The following is a 17,420-nucleotide window of genomic DNA, read 5'->3' as shown; positions in this document are numbered from 1 at the left end:
TCGAGGGGATCAGCCGTGACCTTGCAACACGGTCTCCACGACGCTGGCGGCCTGCAGCAGCGCGGCGTCCTCGCCCCGGGGGCGGGCCAGCATCAAGCCGATCGGCAGCTCGGCGCCGGCCGCGGTGTAGGGCAGCGAGATGGCGCTGGCGTCCAGGTAGTTGAAGACGCTGGTGTTGCGCAGGGCGCGGCGATTGGCGGCCTGGAAGGCCTCGGCGTCGGTTTCCAGCGCCCGGCGCTCGGGGGGCAGCATGGCCACGGTGGGCAGCAGCACCGCGTCGAAGCCTGTCAGTTCGGCGGCGAAGCGGGCCTGCAGGCCGGGGCGCTGCCAGAGCCGGTCCAGGTAGTCGCTCGCCAGCACCTCGCGGCCGCCGCGCAGTCGCTCGGCGATGAAGGGGTCGTAGTCGGCCTCCCGCTCGGCCAGCTGCTCGTGGTGCAGGGCCGCGGCCTCCGGCACCACCAGCCCGCCCTGCTGGTTGATGGCGTGGGCATCCTCCACCGCGGCCAGCGGCAGGCGCTCGAGGTGCCAGCCGAGGCGATGCAGGCTGGCCACGGCCTCCTCGAAGGCGGCGGCGACGGCGTCGTCGAGCCCCTGGAGCAGGGCGCCGTCGGGTATCGCCAGGCGCAGCGGGCGGGGCGTGGGATCCAGGCGCGGCGACTGGCCGCTCAGGGCCTGCCACAGGGTGGCGCAGCAGGCGACACTCGGGGCGATGGGGCCCACGCAGTCGAGGCTCGGCGACAGCGGGTAGGCCCCTTCGCCGGGCACGCTCGCCTGGCTCGGCTTGAAGCCGACCAGCCCGCAGAAGGCCGCCGGGATGCGCAGGGAGCCGCCGGTATCGCTGCCGAGCGCCGCCGCCGCCAGGCCGAAGGCCACCGAGGCGGCCCCGCCCGAGGTCGAGCCCCCGGTGATGCGGGCGGCGTCATGGGGGTTGGGCGGGGTGCCGACGTGGGGGTTGAGCCCGAGGCCGGAGAAGGCGAACTCGCTCATGGTGGTGCGTCCGGCAAGCAGGGCGCCGGCCTTGCGCAGGCGGGCCACGGCGGGGGCGTCCTGGGTCGCCGGGGGATTCGCCTCGAGCACCCGCGACCCGGCGCGGGTCACCTCGCCGCGCACGTCGAACAGATCCTTGATGCTGACCGGCACGCCGGACAGGGCGCGCGGCGCCTCGCCGGCCGCCTGCAGGGCCTGCTGGGCCTCGGCCTGGGCCGTGAGGCGCTCGGGGGAGTGCTCGACGAAGGTCTCGCGGGCGATCTCATCGAGAGCCGCGGCGCGCCGGTTCAGCGCCTCGCCGGCCTCGCGGTAGCCGAAGTCGCCGGCCTCGAAGGCGACGGCGAGATCGGACAGCCGGCGCTTTGCCGGCGGGCGGGCCCAGAAGGCATCCGCCATCGCCTGGGAGGTCGTGAGGGAAGGCTCGTTCATTGCGCCACCTCCAGGGCCTCGACCCGATAATGGTGGCTGAGGGTGCGGCCGAGTACCGGATCGGTCAGGTGCATGGTGAAGGGCTTGCTGGGACGGATGCCGCCGATGGCCGGCACGGTGCCGCACAGCAGCACGCTGTTGGGGGCGAGGCCGCCGTTCGCCGCCAGCGCCGGGGGCAGCTTCTCCAGCAGGTCCGGCACATCGAGCAGCTCGGCCAGGGTGCCCTGCTGATAGGTGACGGTGCGGCCGTCCTCCTCGATCTCGCTGGAAAGCTCCAGGCGATCCCAGTGGTCGCGTACCTCCTCGTAGCGCCACACCTCGCGGCCGATCGGCTTGGCGCACAGCTGCTTGGACTCGGCGACGCCGACGGCCTCCAGCTGGCGGTCGGTGTGGTCCGAGGCCAGGGTCACCCACAGGGTGCCCTCGGCGTCGCTGATCAGGCAGGCCTCGACCTCGCCGGATCCATGGGTACCGAGCATCTGTACCTTCTCCTGCTGGGTCAGCAGCTCGACCCCGCCCCGGTAGAACAGCGGGGTGGTGGAGGGCGGCTTGACGCCGAGCTCCGCCAGTTCGTCGATGTGGTGCTGCACGCCGGCCTGGTCGCGGCCGGCCCAGCCGGCAATCGCCAGACGCTCGGGGGTCAGGGTGAGGGTGCCGTCGGCATGGGTGAAACTCAGCATGAAGGACTCCGGTCTTGTTGTCGGGAGCGCCGGCCGGTGGGCCGGCGCCCGGGATCGGGACGATCGACTCGGGGCGATCGCGTCGGGGCTACTGGCTCAGGGTCTGGGGCAGCCACAGGGCGATGGACGGGAAGCTCACCAGCAGCACGGCCATCACCAGCATGGCGGCGAGATACGGCAGGGTGCCGATGATCACCTCGGAGAAGGCCTCGCCGCGGCGCGAGGCCTGGACGATGTAGAGGTTGAGGCCTACCGGGGGGGTGATCAGCGCCAGCTCCACGAACAGGATCATCACGATGCCGAACCACACCTTGTCGAAGCCGGCGGCGATGATCAGCGGGGTGACGATGGGGATGGTGATCACCATCAGCGACAGGGTCTCGATGAAGAAGCCCAGCACGATGAACAGCACGATCACCGCCATCAGCAGCGCGAAGGGCGACAGGTCGTAGGCGTTCAGCAGGCCGGTGAGCTGCTGCACCATGCCCGAGGAGGCCAGCGCGAAGTTGAGGAAGGAGGCGGCCAGGATGATGAACAGGATCATCGAGCTGGTCTTGATGGTGCCGTCGAGGGCGGCCATCAGCATCCTGCGATCCAGGGTGCGGTTGAGGGCGGCCAGCCCCATCGAGGCGATCACGCCGATGGCGGCGGCCTCTGTGGGGGTCGCCCAGCCCAGGTAGATCGAGCCGACGATCACCAGGAACAGCGCCAGCAGCGGCAGCAGGAACTTGAGGCTGTTGAGGCGGGTGGCCCAGGAGGCCACGTTGCTGGGGCCGCCAAGCGCAGGCTTCCACAGGCACAGCAGCAGCGAGGCGATCATGAACAGCAGCGCCAGCCCCAGCCCCGGCACCAGGCCGGCCATGAACAGCTGCGGGATCGAGGTCTCGGTGAGAAAGCCGTAGACGATCAGGTTGATCGAGGGCGGGATCAGGATGCCCAGGGTGCCGCCGGCGGCGATGCTGCCGCAGAACAGCTTGGCATCGTAGCCCAGCGTCTTGCCCTGGGGCAGGGCCACGGTGGAGACGGTGGCGGCGGTGGCCACCGAGGACCCGGAGGTGGCCGAGAACAGCGCCGAGGTGGTGATGTTGGCGTGCAGCAGGCCGCCCGGCAGCCAGGACAGCCAGTGATCCATGGCCCGGTAGGCCTTCTCGGCGATGCCGGCGCGCACGATGATCTCGCCCATCAGCACGAACAGCGGGATCGCGATCAGCAGGAAGGAGTCGGCGGCGGACCACAGGTTCTGCCCCAGCGCCTTGGTCAGCGGGAAGATCGAGAAGAACTGATCGACGCCGAAGGCCAGCAGGAACAGCGTCACGGCGACCGGAATCCCGGCCAGCAGCAGGCTCAGGATACCGATGGAGAGAAAGGCAAGCATCAGGTGGCCTCCCGGGCGGTGTCGCCCTTGTCCGGCCCGGCCAGGGCCTCGATGGTGGCGGCGTCACGGGTGAACAGCGCGGCCAGCACGCGCACGCCGAGCACGCTGGTGGTGATCGCGAACCACGCATAGCCGGACAGCCAGACCAGCTGCGGGATCCACAGCGGAGTGGCCAGCGGGGTGTTGGCGGTGGTGCCGTTGGCCAGCGACTTGGCCAGCACCGGATAGGCGTTGAGGGCGATGGTCCAGGCGACCAGGTTCAGGGCCAGCAGGGCGATGATGTCGAGCGCCTGGCGCGAGCGCGGCGAGAGCTGGCCGTGGATCACGTCGATGCGGATATGGGCGCGTTCCAGCAGGGTGTGCGAGAGCCCCCAGGCGGAGAGCACCGCCAGCACATAGCCGGAATACTCGTGGACCCCGGAGAGGGCGTGGCCGAACAGCTGGCGCATCAGGATCTCGGCGCCGATGAACAGCACCACCGCCAGCAGGGCGAGGCCCATCAGGCGGGCGGCGAATCGGGACACGAGGCGCGTGGCGGCGACCACGGCATCGAGCGCGGAAAGGAGCGTCGTCATGGGAGTACCTCGAGGGTTGGCCGCCCCGCCAGCGCGGGGCGGCGAACGGCCATTCAGGGCGTGGTGGCGGTCAGGCCGACGACCTGGCCCACGCTTGAGTTCCAGGCCTCAAGGGTGTCGGCATCGACACGGGCGGCCCAGGCGGGCAGCACGGTGTCCTCGAGGGCCTGGCGGGCGGCGGCCAGGTCATCCTCGGTGGCGTTCACCAGTGTCATGCCGGCGGGGTCGCCCAGCGGGCACTCGCCCTGGCCGGTCAGGCAGGCGATGCCGCGCGCGGTCTCGGTGCGGGCGTTGTCCCATACCGGGGCGACGAACTCGCTGTCGAGGCTCGACTGGATCTGGTCCTGGGTGGTCTCGTCGAGGCCGTTCCACTTGTCGAGGTTGATGGCGGTGATCACGTAGTCCCAGCCGCCCATCGGCAGCGCCAGCAGGTGGCTCGAGACCTCGTGCCAGCCGGCGCTGTAGCCGGACAGGGAGCCGGTCACCGCGCAGTCGATCACGCCGCGCTCCAGCGAGCCCGGCACCTCGTTGAAGGCGATGTTGAGGCTCTGGGCGCCCAGCGCCTCGATGAACTCGCCGGTCGAGCGGCCGCTGGCGCGGACCTTCTTGTCGGTCAGGCTCTCGACGCCCTCGATCGGGGTGTTGCAGAACAGCACCTGGGCCGGGTAGGGCACGATGGCCAGCACGTGGCTGTTGAAGCGCTCGTTCATGGTCGACTCGGCCAGCGGGCGGAAGGCGTCGGCGACCCGCTGGGCGGAGTCGATGTCGCTGGCCATCATCGGCAGGTCCAGGCCCTCGAGGGCCGGGGCGTCGCCCACGGTGTAGTCGGCCACCGTCATGCCCACATCGAAGAGGCCATCGCCCAGGTAGCGGAAGACGTCGCCGCCGGTGATGCCCATCTGGTCGTGGGTGGTGACCTGGGTGGCGATCTCGCCGTTGCTCTGCGCGGGCAGGGTCTCGCTCCAGAAGGGCTTCTCGAACTGGCGGTGCAGCTCGAGGCTGCTCCAGCTGCCGACCACGTTGAGGGAGGTCTCGGCGCTGGCCGAGGCGGCGAGGCCGATCAGGCCGAGGCCGACCAGGCGGGAGGCCAGGCGGGTCGGGCGACAGGCAGAGACGGGACGACGGAATGCGGTCATGGGGGGCTTGCCTCTTGTTGCTGTTATGTCGTGTTGTCGTGGTGGAACGTCGGATCGCGATGCCCGAGGATGCGGGGTCGAGCCGGCCCCGAGAACGAGTGGCCCGCCTCAGCCGAACTTCAGCTGCTGGTTGGGCAGGTCGGTGATCAGCATGTGGCCGGGGCTGTGGGTGATCACCAGCGGCAGTTTCGCCTGTTCGATGGCGAGCTGGGGGGTCACGCCGCAGGCCCAGAACACCGGCAGGTCGTCGTCGTGCAGCACCGGCGGCTCGCCGAAGTCCGGCGCGGCCAGATTCTCGATGCCGAGCAGCTCCGGGTGGCCGAGATGGATCGGGGCGCCATGGACCCGCGGCATGTCGGTGGTGAGCTGGATGGCACGGATCGCCTGGGCGGCCGGGAAGGGGCGCATCGACACCACCAGCTCGCCGCGAAAGACGCCGCTCGGGGTCAGGGCACGGTTGGTGCGATACATCGGCACGTTGCGGTCATGGGTGACGTGGCGCACGTCGAGGCCATCATTGATCAGCGCCTCCTCGAACGAGAAGGAACAGCCGATCGAGAAGCCGACGAAGTCGTCCTGCCACAGCTCGGCGATGTCGGTGCACTCGCCGTCCAGGGCGCCGTGGCGATAGAGCCGGTAGCGGGGCAGGTCGTGGCGAAGGTCGATCCCCTCGCCCAGGCCGTGGGGCACCGGGTCGCCGGGACGGGTCACGTCCAGCAGCGGGCAGGGCTTGGGATTCATCAGGCAGAAGCGCATGAAGTCGTCGGCATACTGCGCCGGCAGGATCACCAGGTTGGCCTGGGCGTAGCCGGCGGCCAGGCCGCTGGTGTGACGCGTCCACTCGCCGCGGCGAATCGCCTGGCGGCATTCGGCGGGGCTTGCCGAGGCCATCGAGGAAGAAGAAGGCATGGCGATATCTTCTGTTTGTGATTATGCCTTCACGATAGGAACCCGCCTTTGATAAATCCAATCGATTCTTACGATACATCTTGATCGGCAAAACCTTTCAATCCGCCGATCAGCCGTCCTCGTGGGCCGCCTGATCGCGCTGGGCGATCTCGATGGCAAGCTCGGTGACGCCCTCCGCCAGGGTGCTGTCGAGGTGCTGGGGCCAACAGGCGGTGAAGGTCAGGGCGGGCAGTTGGCAGGGCAGCTGGACCAGCGCGCCGCTGGCCAGTTCCTCCTTCACGATGCGTGGCGGAATGGCGCCGATGCCGAGCCCGTCGAGGGTCATGCGCACGATGGTCCACAGCGAGCTCGAGCAGTGCAGCTTGACGTCGTCGATCCCCTGCTGGTGCAGCAGCGAGCCCAGCTCGTGGTAGGGGCGGGTGTGACGGGCGAAGGTGATCAGCGGGGTCTGGCCCAGGCGCGGCAGCGAGAAGAAGGCCGGGTCGAAGCCCAGGGCGGGGCTCGCCACCAGGCCCATGGTGTAATGGCACAGGTAGCGGTTGAGCACGTTCTCGATATTCACCGGGCCCATCAGGAAGGCCAGGTCGATGTCGTGCTGGGCGAGCTTGTCGGCGAGCCCCGGCGACCTGTCCACCTCGAGCTCGAGCGTCATCTCGGGGAAGCGTCTGGCCAGCTCGGCCAGGAAATCGGGCAGCCAGCTGTGGGCCACGGTTTCCACCACCCCCAGGCGCAGGGTGCCCTGGAAGGGCGTCTCCAGCTCCAGCATCGTGAGCGCCTGCTGGCGTGCCTCGAGCAGCTGCTCGGCATGGCGGTAGAACTGGCGGCCCTTGGCGGTGGGCTTGACCGGGCGCTGGGAGCGCTCCAGCAGCCGCTCGCCGATCAGCGCCTCGAGCTTGCCGATGCGGTCGGACACCGACGGCTGGGTCAGGTGCAGGTGATGCGCCGCCAGCCGGAAGGAGCCGAGGCGCACGATCCACACGAAGGCTTCGAGTTCCTTGAAGTCGAACATCGTCAGCCGGCGCTGCCCAGCATGCCGCTGCGCCGGCCTGTCTGGCCGCCGACGGGCAACCCGAACCGGGCGGCGGCGGCCGCGGTCAGGGCGGCGGCGAAAGGACGGCAGACAGGAGGCGGCAACGAAAACGGCATCGGGAATGGGGCCTTCGAGAACGATGACATGATTTAAGCATAATGCATGAAGCATACCCCCGGCCCCATCGCGGTGACATCCCCAGGGCTACCCGGCCGCGGCCGGCCGAGGGGGGGGCCGCCACCGGGCCCGTGCCACGCCTCTCGGCGATGCTACGCCGCGCCACCGCATATCGCGTATCCTGAGTCCAGACGAGGCACGAGAGCAAGGAGCGACGACGTGACGGGGCTGGTCTACTGGCTGGACATGGCGGGGGTGATCGTCTTCGCCCTCTCGGGGGTGATCCTCGCCTGCCGTTCGCGCATGGATCCCTTCGGCATGCTGGTGCTGGCGGCGGTGACCGGGATCGGCGGCGGCACCCTGCGCGACCTGGTGCTCGGGGTTCGGCCGGTGTTCTGGGTCGGCGATCCCGCCTACCTGTGGGTGATCCTGGCCACGGTGGGTCTTTCGGTGCTCGGCTTCCACTACATCCATCGACTGTCGCGGGGCTTCCTGCCGGTGGCCGATGCCTTCGGCCTGGCGCTGTTCACCGTGATCGGTACCCACAAGGCCCTGACGCTGGAGGCGCCCGGCGTGGTGGCGGTGCTGATGGGGCTGCTGACCGGGGTGGCCGGCGGCATGATGCGCGACGTGCTGGCGCGCCGCGTGCCCATGGTGCTGCGCCAGGAGATCTATGCCACCGCCGCCATTGCCGGCGGCGTCGTGCTGGTGGGCCTGGAAGCGCTGGGCACGCCCTTCGCGCTGAACGTGGGGGCTTCGCTTGCCACCACGCTGGGCCTGCGGCTGTCGGCCATCCACTGGCACCTCGCCCTGCCGGTCTTCGCCTGGGTGACGGTGGCGCCGCCGCCCGCCCCGGCGCCGAGCGAGACGGACGACGACGCACCGCCGCCCGCGCCGCCGCGCCGGCCCAAGGCACGGGTCAAGCTGATTCCCCCGGAGCGGTCACGCCGCCGCAGGAGGTCGTCATGAACCGGCACGCCCCATGGCGCCGGCTGCTCGGCTGGGGGCTGGCACTGCTGCTGGCCGGCTGTGCCCTCGACCCCGCCCCGAGACCCAGCGACGAGACGGTGGCGGCCGAGATTCGCGCCACCTACGAACGGGCCCTGCCGACCCTCTCGGCAGGCAAGCAGCGCCACTATGCCCAGCGGCTGTATCGCATCACCGGCGACGAGCGCTGGTTGCCCCTCAATCGGGCCTACGGCGAGCGACTGGTGGCGTCGCTGCGCGAGGAGATCGCCAGGCTGGACGAGCCCGGCTATGTGGCGCGTTGCAGCCGCGAGGGCGTCGAGGGCTATCCCGAACGCACCGCCAAGCAGCGCCGGCGCAAGCGCATGCTGGCCGATTGGGGCGAGATCCACTACGCCAAGGGGCTGGCCTTCGATCTGACCCAGGCGCACTACCACGGGCTGCTCAACGAGCGAGACCTGCCGGGCTACCGTCGGGCGCTGGCGTACCTCTCGGGCATCGACTTCCTGGCCTTCGTGACCGACCCGGAGGTGCTCGACGTCTACGCCGCCCAGGTCGCCAACCTGGTCTACTACCTGGAGGATCTGGGCGTGGCGGACCTGCGCGGCGAGGCCATCGCCGCCTTCCGGCAGCGCTTCCCGCCGTCCCGGGACGCCTCCCTCGACCGGGCGCTGTACCGCAACAAGATCTACGGCATGACCCACTTCGTGATCGCCGCCAGCGACTACTATCAGCGACCGGTCTCGGCGGACGAGTTCGCCTGGGTCCTCGACGACTTCGCCGACGACCTGGCGCGAATCCTGGCCGATACCAAGGCGGATATCTATACCGAGGTGGGCATCAGTTTCCTGCTGGCCGGTCGGGAGCAGGCGCCGGCCGTGACGCGCATGCGCGAGGCGCTGGTGGCGGCCTATGATCCCGTCGCCGGGATGGTGCCCTCGGAGTGGGGCGGCACCGATCTCGAGCACGGCGAGCATCGCAACGTGCTGGCGATCATGCTGCTGGACTGGCCGGAGCGGCTCTATCCGGGGCCGATCCTGTCGTCCAGCCGTCAGGACGGGGCGCCGAGCGCCTGCCGGGGCAGGGTGCCTTCCAGCTGCGAGGCCAGCGTGCGCTTGATGTCGCGATAGAGCGGCAGCAGGTCGCGGTTCATGTCCCCCTCGACCCGGCGCTGGTCGATGTAGAAGGCGCCGCGATTGCCATGGAAATCGATGACCCGGCCGACCGGGGTGAACAGGAAGCCCGACATCGACAGCAACCGCGGCAGTCGTGGCTCCATCATGGCGAAGGCATGCGGGCGATCGGACAGGCCCAGCAAGGCGTAGGTGGCCAGGAAGAGGCCGATCACGATCAGCGGAAAGGTCTCGCGCTGCTCGGGGGTGAAGACGTGCTGGTCATGCAGCAGGCCCTCGATCTCCTCCTGGGTCGAGCGCCGGCGAAACAGCGGCGAGACCGCCAGTCGCGATACCTCGCAGACCGCGTCGTGGGTGAAGCGCTGGGGATGAAGCGTCGGGTGGTCCAGGCTGTCGCCGGCATAGTCCTCGAGCGGCAGGCGCGGGACGCCGTCATGCCGGGTGGCCCTCGGCAGCACCAGACGCATGCAGCCCGCCGAGAGGCCGGTCTCGCGATGTTCGATCAGGCACAGGATGGCGTGCTCGTCGTGGGCATCGAATTCCAGGTGATGCACCGGATCCGCCGGTGCCTCGTACCCCAGCTCCTCGCAGTAGACATCGTGACGCAGTCGGAAGATGCGGCGTCGCGTCTCGTCATCATCGGCGAGCCGGAAGGCGAAGGTCTGCTGGAACCGCTCGAAGAGGTGAGGGGAGATCCGTGTGCGGCGTGGCGTCTCCTTCGCGGTGGTCGAGGACATGGCATGGCATCCCTGTGTCGTTGAGTTCTGGTTGGCGGTGCGTGGCCCCGATCAGGTGCCGTCGTCGAGCAGGGTCTCCAGCGGTCGCGGCCGCCCGAGATGAAAGCCCTGCCCGTAGGTGATGCCGTAGGCATCCAGCAGCGGCAGCACCTCGTCGTTATCGACGAATTCGGCGATGGTCTGCTTGCCGAAGCCTGCCGCGAGATCGGCGATGGCCCGGACGATGACGCGATTGTCGGGGCTATCGGTCAGGTGGCGGATGAAGGAACCGTCGATCTTGATGTAATCGACCGGCAGCTGGCCCAGGTAGTGGAAGCTGCTGAACCCGACGCCGAAGTCGTCGAGGGCACTGCGGCAGCCCAGGTCGCGCATCGCCTGCAGCACGCCCCGGGCCGTGGAGAAATCGGTGACCGCCGCGGTCTCCGTGACCTCGAGAATCAGATGATGCGGGTCGGCGCCGCTGCTGGCCAGCTCCTCGGCGAGGAAATGCTCGATTCCCTTGTCGTGCAGTGACTGTCCGGAGAGATTGACCGCCAGGCTGATGCCCTTCGCTTGAAGCCGTTGAAGGGCCTGCAGGCTGTGGCGCAGCACCCAGCGGTCCAGCTGGACGATCATGCCGTTGCGCTCGGCGACCGGGATGAAGTGGGCGGGCGAGATCAGGCTGCCGTCCTCCTCGCGCATTCGGATCAGCACCTCGTAGTGCTTCACGTCGCGATCCGCGAGCCGCATGATCGGCTGCACCATCAGCACGAAATCGTCTTCCTGCAGGGCCTTGCGCAGCCGCTCGACCCAGTAGACGCGCTCCTTCAGCTCGCTCTTGGCATTCTCCATCGTAGACAGCAGGTGCCAGCGCTGATGGCCGTGCTCCTTGGCCTTGTACATGGCGACGTCGGCGCTGGCCAGCAGGTCGGCGGGGGTATCGCCGTGGGCGGGATACTGGACCACACCGATGCTGGCGATGGCCCGGTGACGCCGCCCGCCGGCCCGGAAGTGCATGCCCTCGAGGAGCTGGTTGCACTGCTGTGCCACGCCGATCGCCTGCTCGGCATCGGCGCCTTCCAGCAGCAGGGCAAACTCGTCGCCGCCCAGCCGCGCCAGGCTGCCGCGCCGGCCGAGATGGAACTGCAGCGCGTCGGCGACCTCGCGCAGCAGCCGGTCGCCGGCGTGGTGGCCGCTCAGCTCGTTGACCACCTTGAACTGGTCCAGGTCGAGCAGCAGCAAGGCGCCGTGGCCGCCGCGTTCGAGGGCCGTCTGGACGGTCTCCTGGAAGTGGCGACGATTGTAGAGTTCGGTGAGCGGGTCGCGTTCGGCCAGCCAGGTCAGGTGGCCCTCGGCGGCCTTGCGCTCGGTGATGTCGAGCCCCACCGAGAGGCGCGCCATGCCCGTGTCGCCGCCGCTGGTCAGGGGGGCGTGATACCAGACGATGGTATGCACCTGGCCATCGACGGTGAGCAGGGTGCGCTCCTCCTCCTCGGTGCTGCCGGCATCCGCGATCGGCGAATGTCCGGGGAGCGGGAAGAGGTCGTCGAAGTGGCGCCCGATCAGCGTCGCCTCCTCGACGTCGAGGATCGACAGGGTATAGGCATTGACCAGGCTGATCCGCCTGGCGGCGTCCTGGGCGATGATGAACACCCGGGCGGTATCGAGCAGGCCGCCGACGAAGTCGCGCTCCCTGGCCAGTTCGTCGACGCGCTCGGCGAGCTGTTCGCCCCGGGCCTGAACCTCGCCCTCGAGTCGCTCGAGCTGGTGGGAGAGCTCGACGGTGGTGCCCTCCAGCACGTCGATCTCGTCGGGCCAGCGTCCGGGCGCGGCGGGAATGGTACTGCGCGCCTCGGCGAAGCCGCCCCGGGCCAGGGCCGGCAGCACGCCGGCGACCCGCCGCAGCCGCGCCATGGGGCCCAGCAGGATGGCCAGCAGCAGCAGCTCGGCGGCGAGCCAGCCGGCGACCCCGGCACCCAGCAGGATCCGCGTGTCTTGATTGATGGAATTCACCTGGGCGGTGATATCCGAGATCAGCAGCAGATAGCCGGCATCGTCAACGGATCGAATCCGGGTCACGGGGATGGCCGACAGTTCCTTCAGACGCTGCTCGTGGGGCAGCTGTAACGGGCCGTCGGCGAGGGTGTCCAGCGACACCCGCTGGGCCCAGCAGTTGGCCTTGCCAGCCGGACAGCCGACGCGCCGGCACGGCGTCGTTGCTGGCGCCAGAAGACGCGCCCAGCAGCGCCACCTCGCTGTTCGAGACCGACTTGACCTGGAGAATCACGTCGGCGAGCGTCCGGGACAGGATGACCAGGCCCACGCTGCGCCCGTCGATCAGCACCGGCACGGCGGCATACTGGCGGCAGTCGACGTCACAGCGCAGGGTCGTCAACGGTGTCTCTGTGCGGAACACCTGTGTGATCCAGCTCTGGAGGGGGCTGCCGTGCTCCGGCGAGCTGCCCCAGCTCGCCATCGCCTCGCCCCGGTCGTCGAAGATCCGGATCTCGTCGATGCCCGCGTCCAGCTGCAGGCTCGGCCATTGGGCCGCCAGCGAGGCTCGTACGGCGGCGTGATCATCGGCTTCCAGGGCCTCGCCCAAGCCCGAGGACGCCGCGGCCAGGCCGGCCAGTTGGCGCAGTTCTTCCTCCGAGCGCTGCAGTATCAGGCGCACCTCGCGGTGATGGAGCGCATGCTGCTGCAGGCGACCTTCCTGGAACTGGCGGGTCAGCGTGGTATGGCCCAGCCAGGTGAACAGCGAGACCAGTACCAGCAGCAGCAGGCTGCTGAGCGCGATCACGCGCCAGGTCAGGCTCAGCGGTCGGCGCTGGCGAAACAGCGGGGGCAGGGTCATTGCGCCGGTTCCTTGGCTGTCATGAAGGAGGCGTCCGGAGAGCGCTAGAAGCGGAACGCGACCTGGAACAGCAGCATGTTCCAGTAGCGGTCCGTGTCCGATGGTTCGGGGTTGTCCTGGGCCGGCAGCCAGCCGGTGCCGTCGATGTAGTGATATTCGCCGGCCAGCATGATCCGCGGCGTGGGCGTCCATTGCAGGCCGAAGGTCCAGTCCCGGGCGAACTGCGAGTGGTCCGGACCGGCGCCGCTGGCGGCGAAATCGTCACCGGAGGGATCGTCGCGGTTGGCCAGGAGATGGTCGTAGCGTACCAGCCACTGCCAGTCGTCGAAAAAGCGCCGCTGGTACTGCAGGTACCAGCTCTCGCCGGTGGTATCGAAGTTGAAGCGCGGGTCGTTGAAGCCTTCCAGGCCGGAGTTGCGCAGGGCGTACTCGGCGGTGAGGCTCCAGAGCTCGGCGTTGTACTGCAGTGACAGCACCCAGGGCCGGAAGTAAAAGTCGCCATCGCTGAGCCCGGGCTGATGCGAGTCGAAATGGGCGCCGACGTCGGCCGTGCTCAGTGCCGCGACGATGCGTCCCCCGTCGTGCTCGTAGCGGACCTGGCCGATGGCGGAGGTGTGCGGCTCAAGATCGCCGGGAAAGCGGTCCAGGCGCAGGGTCTCGAGCAGGTCGTCGCCGGCCTGGACGCGGCCGACGCCCGCCTGGAAGCTCAAGGTGCCCTGAGGCAGGCGTTCCTCGTAGTAGCCCAGCACCCCGTCCGCGGAGAGGGCCAGCGAGCGGGTGCGATCGAAGTAGATCGACTGCGGCAGCAGGATGCCGGGGCGCGTGAAGGCCACGTCCCGGGTCTGGTTGTAGAAGCCGAAGGGGTTCTTGAAGCGGCCCAGTTGCACGCCGATGTTGCGCTGCTGGTTGGACAGCAGCTGATAATCGATCAGGCCGTAGTCCAGCTTCGGTTCGGCGTCGCCGCTCTCGCCGCCGGCCCGCCGGCTGAGCACCTGGGCCGCGATCAGCACGTCCTCGTGGGGGCGCAGCGAGACGTTGGCCCCCAGCTCGGTGAACTCCAGGCTGCCGCCGTGTTCGCTGCTGGGGCCGAAGAAGTCGTTGTCATCGGTGATCACCAGCGCCTGGCTCAAGAAGCCGTGCAGCTGCAGCGTGTCCAGCACCTCGCCCTCCCCGGCGTGCGCCGGAGCGACGGCGGCCAGCAGCACCGCGCCGAGAGCCCAGGCGGTGCATGGCTTATTCCATGGTAATGACTTGGACACGGTCATCCAGCTTCTCCCTTTCCAGATATCCCAGGGCGCCTGGGGTGCTGGCGATCTGTTCGAGCATCTCGGCCTGGCTGCTCACCCGCTCGGGTGCCTGTCCCGTTCCGGAAAACACCGCGCGGTCCCAGGCCAGCTGCAGCTGGTGGGGATAGACCGACAGGCGCTGCTTGACGAAACGGGCGTGCACGGGGTGGCGATTGGGCAGCACGAAGATGCGGGTGGCCTGGCCGTTGGGCCAGGTGCGCTGGCGCATGGCGAACAGCGCCCGGGTGGCGTCGCGGGGCAGATGATGCGTGGTGACGCCCGGATGGGCCACCAGCAGCACCGCCTGCGGATCCTCGCCGTTGTCCTGAGCCGCCGCCGAGGGCGCGAGCCCCAGCAGCAGCCATAGTCCGAGGGCCTGTATCAGACGTCCGAGCATTCAGACCCTCCCCATGATGACGTGAGCCGGGCTCGCGCTGGAGGAGCCTCGCAGCGGACACGACGACTCACGCCGCAACGCCGGCCGGTCCGGATCGTGCGCCATCGGGACACTGGCGCTGAAGGAGTGCGGGATGAGGACGATGGCGCTATCTCCCTGGCGACTCGTCGGGCGTTGTCGTTATGTCGCTCGCGGCGACCCTCGGCCGGGCGAATGGCCCGGCCCGGGGCGCGATGAGCGTTTGCGCACAGCTTACCGTCATTCAATGTATGACGAAACGATAATGCACTCACGGTGCGGCTGCCTCCCGGAGGCGCTCCGGCGGCCCCGTCGACGGGCCTGGCCTCAGCCATAGATGCCGAAGCTGCCGGCGTTGATCCACAGGTGCGTGGCCACGCTGGCGGCGTAGCCCAGGGCGATCACCGGCGACCAGCGCAGGTGGCCCATGAAAGTGTAGTTACCCCGTGCCTGGCCCATCAGCGCGACCCCGGCCGCGGAGCCCACCGACAGCAGGCTGCCGCCGACCCCGGCGGTCAGCGTGATCAGCAGCCAGTGGCCGTGGGACATGTCCGGCTCCATGGTCAGCACCGCGAACATCACCGGGATGTTGTCGACCACCGCCGAGATCACGCCGAGCACGATGTTGGCACCGGTGGCGTTCCAGCCGGTGTAGAGGGCATCGGACAGCAGCGCCAGATAGCCCATGAAGCCCAGGCCGCCCACGCACATCACCACGCCGTAGAAGAACAGCAGGGTGTCCCACTCGGCCCGCGCCACCCGCTTGTAGACGTCGAAGGGTACCACGCTGCCCAGCTGCTCGAGCATCTTCCAGTCGCCGCGCTGGGTGTAGAGGGTGCGCTTGCGCTCGATCGAGCGCGGCAGGGTCTGTCGCAGGTAATAGCCGAAGAACTGCAGGTAACCGAGCCCGGTCATCATGCCCAGCACCGGCGGCAGATGCAGCAGGGTGTGGCAGGCCACGGCGGTGCTCACGGTGAGAAGGAACAGCACGATGATACGTCGCGCCCCGCGCTTGAGGAACACGTCTTCCTCGAGGCTGGCCGGTACGCGATTCTCGATGAACAGGCTCATCACCGCGGCGGGAATCAGGAAGTTCACCAGCGACGGCACCAGCAGGGCGAAGAACTCCTGGAAGTGCACGATGCCGGCCTGCCACACCATCAGGGTGGTGATGTCGCCGAAGGGGCTGAAGGCGCCGCCGGCGTTGGCCGCCACCACGATGTTGATGCAGGCCAGGTTGATGAAGGCCTTGTCGCCCTCGGCGACCTTGGTGACCACGGCGCACATCAGCAGCGCCGTGGTCAGGTTGTCGGCCACCGGCGAGATCACGAACGACAGCAGGCCGGTCATCCAGAACAGGGTGCGGTAGCTGAAGCCCTTGCGCACCATCCAGGCGCGCAGGGCGTCGAAGACGCCGCGTTCGTCCATGGCGTTGATGTAGGTCATCGCCACCAGCAGGAACAGCATCAGCTCGGTGAACTCGAGCAGGGTCATGCGGAAGGCGTGCTCGGACTCGCTCGACATGCCGGACTGCACGTAGACCCAGCCGATCAGCCCCCATATCAGGCCGGCCGCCACCAGCACCGGTTTCGACTTGCGCATGTGGATCTTTTCCTCGGCCATGACCAGCGCGTAGGCCAGCACGAAGATCATCACCGCCAGGCCACCGACGAACGACTGCGTCAGGTCCATCGAGCCGGTGGCGGCCGCGGCGGGAGAGGCGAGAAACGCCAGCGGCGCGAGGGCCAGCCAGCGGGGGGCAGGGAATCGAGCGGGAGGCGAACGGTGGAGAGTCAGCATGGCGACGATCATCCCGTAGCGAAGAGTGTGTGAAGCATCCGGAAAATGAGGTGTCTCCTACAGATTACTGAGGCGCGCCGTCGACGGTATTGCCCCTTTGGTAGGGGGTGGCGCTGCGTATCAACGCTAGGGTCGACACCGGATGTCGGATTGGGCGCCCGAAGAGGGAAATTTTGTGGCATCATCTGCCCCCTCCGGCGCTGACCGGAACCGCATCGCCAACGACTTCAGGGCAGGCTCTCGACGCATGTTTCTCGATGATTACCACTCGCGCACGGACTCGCGGCTCTGCATCACCGCCGAGCAGGCCAGCCGTTTCGCCAAGCGCGTCGCCGGTGACTTCAACCCCATTCACAATCCGGATGCGCGTCGTTTCTGCGTGCCCGGCGACCTGCTCTTTGCCCTGGTACTGGCCCGTTTCGGCCTCTCCCAGCACATGACCTTCCGTTTCCTGAGCATGGTCGGCGCCGAGGTGCCGCTGGCCTTCGACGAGGACGACGACGGCCGGATCCGCGTGCGCGACGACGGCGGCAAGTGCTATCTCGAGGTGGAGCGCAGCGGCGACATCACCCACGACGAGGCCGTGGTCGAGGCCTTCACCCGCTGCTACGTGGCCTTCTCCGGCAAGAACTTCCCGCACTATCTGAAGCCGCTGATGGAAGACCGCGGGGTGATGTTCAATCCCAAGCGCCCGCTGGTGATCTACGACAGCATGGGGTTCTCGCTGGAGCGCCTGGACGGCATCGAGCCCGGCCTGGAGCTGGCCGACGCCTCGCTGGAGGTCATCGGCAAGCGCGGCGATGCGCTGCTCGAGTTCCGCATCATGGCCGGCGGCGAGGAGGTCGGTACCGGCTCCAAGAAGCTGGTGGTCAGCGGCCTGTGCGACTACGACGCCTGCACCATGGACGCCGTGGTCGAGGAGTTCTATCGCCTCAAGGCGGCCCACGACGCCGAGGCCTGAGCCTCGTTCGCATCGCCGCATCGCACTCGCCTCACCGCATGCGACAGGACC

Annotated in this window: 16 protein-coding genes; 3 read left to right on the top strand and 13 right to left on the bottom strand. The window is 68.8% G+C overall.

All coding sequences use genetic code 11. The features are described from left to right. Positions 1-9: 9 nt before the first annotated feature. The 7 genes from UYS_RS17175 to UYS_RS0208585 form a co-directional block, all read right to left on the bottom strand. The gene (locus UYS_RS17175) at positions 10-1,416 is read right to left on the bottom strand and encodes an amidase (RefSeq protein ID WP_016855105.1); all 1,407 of its coding nucleotides are present in this window, start codon (positions 1,414-1,416) and stop codon (positions 10-12) included. Further along, the gene (locus tag UYS_RS0208610; RefSeq protein WP_016855104.1) at positions 1,413-2,096 is read right to left on the bottom strand and encodes a DUF2848 domain-containing protein; all 684 of its coding nucleotides are present in this window, start codon (positions 2,094-2,096) and stop codon (positions 1,413-1,415) included. Before UYS_RS0208610 ends, UYS_RS17175 begins: the two co-directional genes overlap by 4 nt. A gap of 88 nt (positions 2,097-2,184) precedes the next feature. Further along, positions 2,185-3,471, bottom strand: a complete 1,287-nt coding sequence (locus UYS_RS0208605) for a TRAP transporter large permease (protein WP_016855103.1) — start codon at positions 3,469-3,471, stop codon at positions 2,185-2,187. Further along, the gene (locus tag UYS_RS0208600; protein ID WP_016855102.1) at positions 3,471-4,046 is read right to left on the bottom strand and encodes a TRAP transporter small permease subunit; all 576 of its coding nucleotides are present in this window, start codon (positions 4,044-4,046) and stop codon (positions 3,471-3,473) included. The genes UYS_RS0208605 and UYS_RS0208600 overlap by 1 nt, the downstream gene beginning before the upstream one ends. Before the next feature lie 53 nt (positions 4,047-4,099). Further along, positions 4,100-5,182: a TRAP transporter substrate-binding protein gene (locus UYS_RS0208595; RefSeq protein WP_016855101.1), complete on the bottom strand. Its 1,083-nt coding sequence runs from the start codon at positions 5,180-5,182 to the stop codon at positions 4,100-4,102. 108 nt (positions 5,183-5,290) lie between these two features. Next, positions 5,291-6,091, bottom strand: a complete 801-nt coding sequence (locus UYS_RS0208590) for a putative hydro-lyase (protein ID WP_026068435.1) — start codon at positions 6,089-6,091, stop codon at positions 5,291-5,293. A gap of 109 nt (positions 6,092-6,200) precedes the next feature. Next, on the bottom strand, positions 6,201-7,100 hold the full coding sequence (locus UYS_RS0208585; RefSeq protein WP_016855099.1) for a LysR family transcriptional regulator: 900 nt from the start codon (positions 7,098-7,100) through the stop codon (positions 6,201-6,203). Positions 7,101-7,457: 357 nt separating this feature from the next. Here UYS_RS0208585 and UYS_RS17170 point away from each other — a divergent pair, with 357 nt between their 5' ends. Continuing rightward, positions 7,458-8,207, top strand: a complete 750-nt coding sequence (locus UYS_RS17170) for a trimeric intracellular cation channel family protein (protein WP_016855098.1) — start codon at positions 7,458-7,460, stop codon at positions 8,205-8,207. Continuing rightward, positions 8,204-9,334, top strand: a complete 1,131-nt coding sequence (locus tag UYS_RS0208570) for a DUF3541 domain-containing protein (RefSeq protein WP_016855097.1) — start codon at positions 8,204-8,206, stop codon at positions 9,332-9,334. The genes UYS_RS17170 and UYS_RS0208570 overlap by 4 nt, the downstream gene beginning before the upstream one ends. Here UYS_RS0208570 and UYS_RS0208565 read toward each other — a convergent pair. From UYS_RS0208565 to nhaD, 6 genes are all read right to left on the bottom strand, one after another. Next, complete coding sequence (locus UYS_RS0208565) at positions 9,256-10,074, bottom strand: PEP-CTERM/exosortase system-associated acyltransferase (RefSeq protein WP_016855096.1); 819 nt, start codon at positions 10,072-10,074, stop codon at positions 9,256-9,258. The two genes, UYS_RS0208570 and UYS_RS0208565, sit on opposite strands and share 79 nt — an antisense overlap. A 51-nt stretch (positions 10,075-10,125) precedes the next feature. After that, positions 10,126-12,132 (bottom strand): putative bifunctional diguanylate cyclase/phosphodiesterase, encoded by a 2,007-nt coding sequence (locus UYS_RS17165; protein WP_337587459.1) that lies wholly within the window; start codon positions 12,130-12,132, stop codon positions 10,126-10,128. Next, complete coding sequence (locus UYS_RS19005) at positions 12,110-12,907, bottom strand: cache domain-containing protein (RefSeq protein WP_337587458.1); 798 nt, start codon at positions 12,905-12,907, stop codon at positions 12,110-12,112. Before UYS_RS19005 ends, UYS_RS17165 begins: the two co-directional genes overlap by 23 nt. Before the next feature lie 44 nt (positions 12,908-12,951). Continuing rightward, entirely contained in the window at positions 12,952-14,172 is a 1,221-nt protein-coding gene (locus UYS_RS0208555; RefSeq protein WP_237738438.1) for a TonB-dependent receptor, read from the bottom strand. Continuing rightward, entirely contained in the window at positions 14,141-14,590 is a 450-nt protein-coding gene (locus tag UYS_RS0208550; RefSeq protein ID WP_016855094.1) for a hypothetical protein, read from the bottom strand. The genes UYS_RS0208555 and UYS_RS0208550 overlap by 32 nt, the downstream gene beginning before the upstream one ends. Positions 14,591-14,935: 345 nt before the next feature. Next, positions 14,936-16,408: a sodium:proton antiporter NhaD gene (gene nhaD, locus UYS_RS0208545; RefSeq protein WP_040478195.1), complete on the bottom strand. Its 1,473-nt coding sequence runs from the start codon at positions 16,406-16,408 to the stop codon at positions 14,936-14,938. A gap of 247 nt (positions 16,409-16,655) precedes the next feature. Here nhaD and UYS_RS0208540 point away from each other — a divergent pair, with 247 nt between their 5' ends. Next, positions 16,656-17,369: a DUF3581 domain-containing protein gene (locus UYS_RS0208540; protein ID WP_016855092.1), complete on the top strand. Its 714-nt coding sequence runs from the start codon at positions 16,656-16,658 to the stop codon at positions 17,367-17,369. The last annotated feature ends 51 nt before the right edge of the window (positions 17,370-17,420 follow it).

The organism is Halomonas smyrnensis AAD6 (genome assembly GCF_000265245.1).
Lineage (GTDB): Bacteria > Pseudomonadota > Gammaproteobacteria > Pseudomonadales > Halomonadaceae > Halomonas > Halomonas smyrnensis.
The sequence above is the reverse complement of the archived record's forward strand: the minus strand, read 5'-3'. Positions and strand labels throughout refer to the sequence as shown.

Bases quoted from the DNA above. Each gene is read 5' to 3' on its own strand.
- UYS_RS17175 (WP_016855105.1), bottom strand. From the start codon at position 1,416: ATGAACGAGCCTTCCCTCACGACCTCCCAGGCGATGGCGGATGCCTTC.
- UYS_RS0208610 (WP_016855104.1), bottom strand. From the start codon at position 2,096: ATGCTGAGTTTCACCCATGCCGACGGCACCCTCACCCTGACCCCCGAG.
- UYS_RS0208605 (WP_016855103.1), bottom strand. From the start codon at position 3,471: ATGCTTGCCTTTCTCTCCATCGGTATCCTGAGCCTGCTGCTGGCCGGG.
- UYS_RS0208600 (WP_016855102.1), bottom strand. From the start codon at position 4,046: ATGACGACGCTCCTTTCCGCGCTCGATGCCGTGGTCGCCGCCACGCGC.
- UYS_RS0208595 (WP_016855101.1), bottom strand. From the start codon at position 5,182: ATGACCGCATTCCGTCGTCCCGTCTCTGCCTGTCGCCCGACCCGCCTG.
- UYS_RS0208590 (WP_026068435.1), bottom strand. From the start codon at position 6,091: ATGCCTTCTTCTTCCTCGATGGCCTCGGCAAGCCCCGCCGAATGCCGC.
- UYS_RS0208585 (WP_016855099.1), bottom strand. From the start codon at position 7,100: ATGTTCGACTTCAAGGAACTCGAAGCCTTCGTGTGGATCGTGCGCCTC.
- UYS_RS0208570 (WP_016855097.1), top strand. From the start codon at position 8,204: ATGAACCGGCACGCCCCATGGCGCCGGCTGCTCGGCTGGGGGCTGGCA.
- UYS_RS0208565 (WP_016855096.1), bottom strand. From the start codon at position 10,074: ATGTCCTCGACCACCGCGAAGGAGACGCCACGCCGCACACGGATCTCC.
- UYS_RS19005 (WP_337587458.1), bottom strand. From the start codon at position 12,907: ATGACCCTGCCCCCGCTGTTTCGCCAGCGCCGACCGCTGAGCCTGACC.
- UYS_RS0208555 (WP_237738438.1), bottom strand. From the start codon at position 14,172: ATGACCGTGTCCAAGTCATTACCATGGAATAAGCCATGCACCGCCTGG.
- UYS_RS0208550 (WP_016855094.1), bottom strand. From the start codon at position 14,590: ATGCTCGGACGTCTGATACAGGCCCTCGGACTATGGCTGCTGCTGGGG.
- nhaD (WP_040478195.1), bottom strand. From the start codon at position 16,408: ATGCTGACTCTCCACCGTTCGCCTCCCGCTCGATTCCCTGCCCCCCGC.
- UYS_RS0208540 (WP_016855092.1), top strand. From the start codon at position 16,656: ATGTTTCTCGATGATTACCACTCGCGCACGGACTCGCGGCTCTGCATC.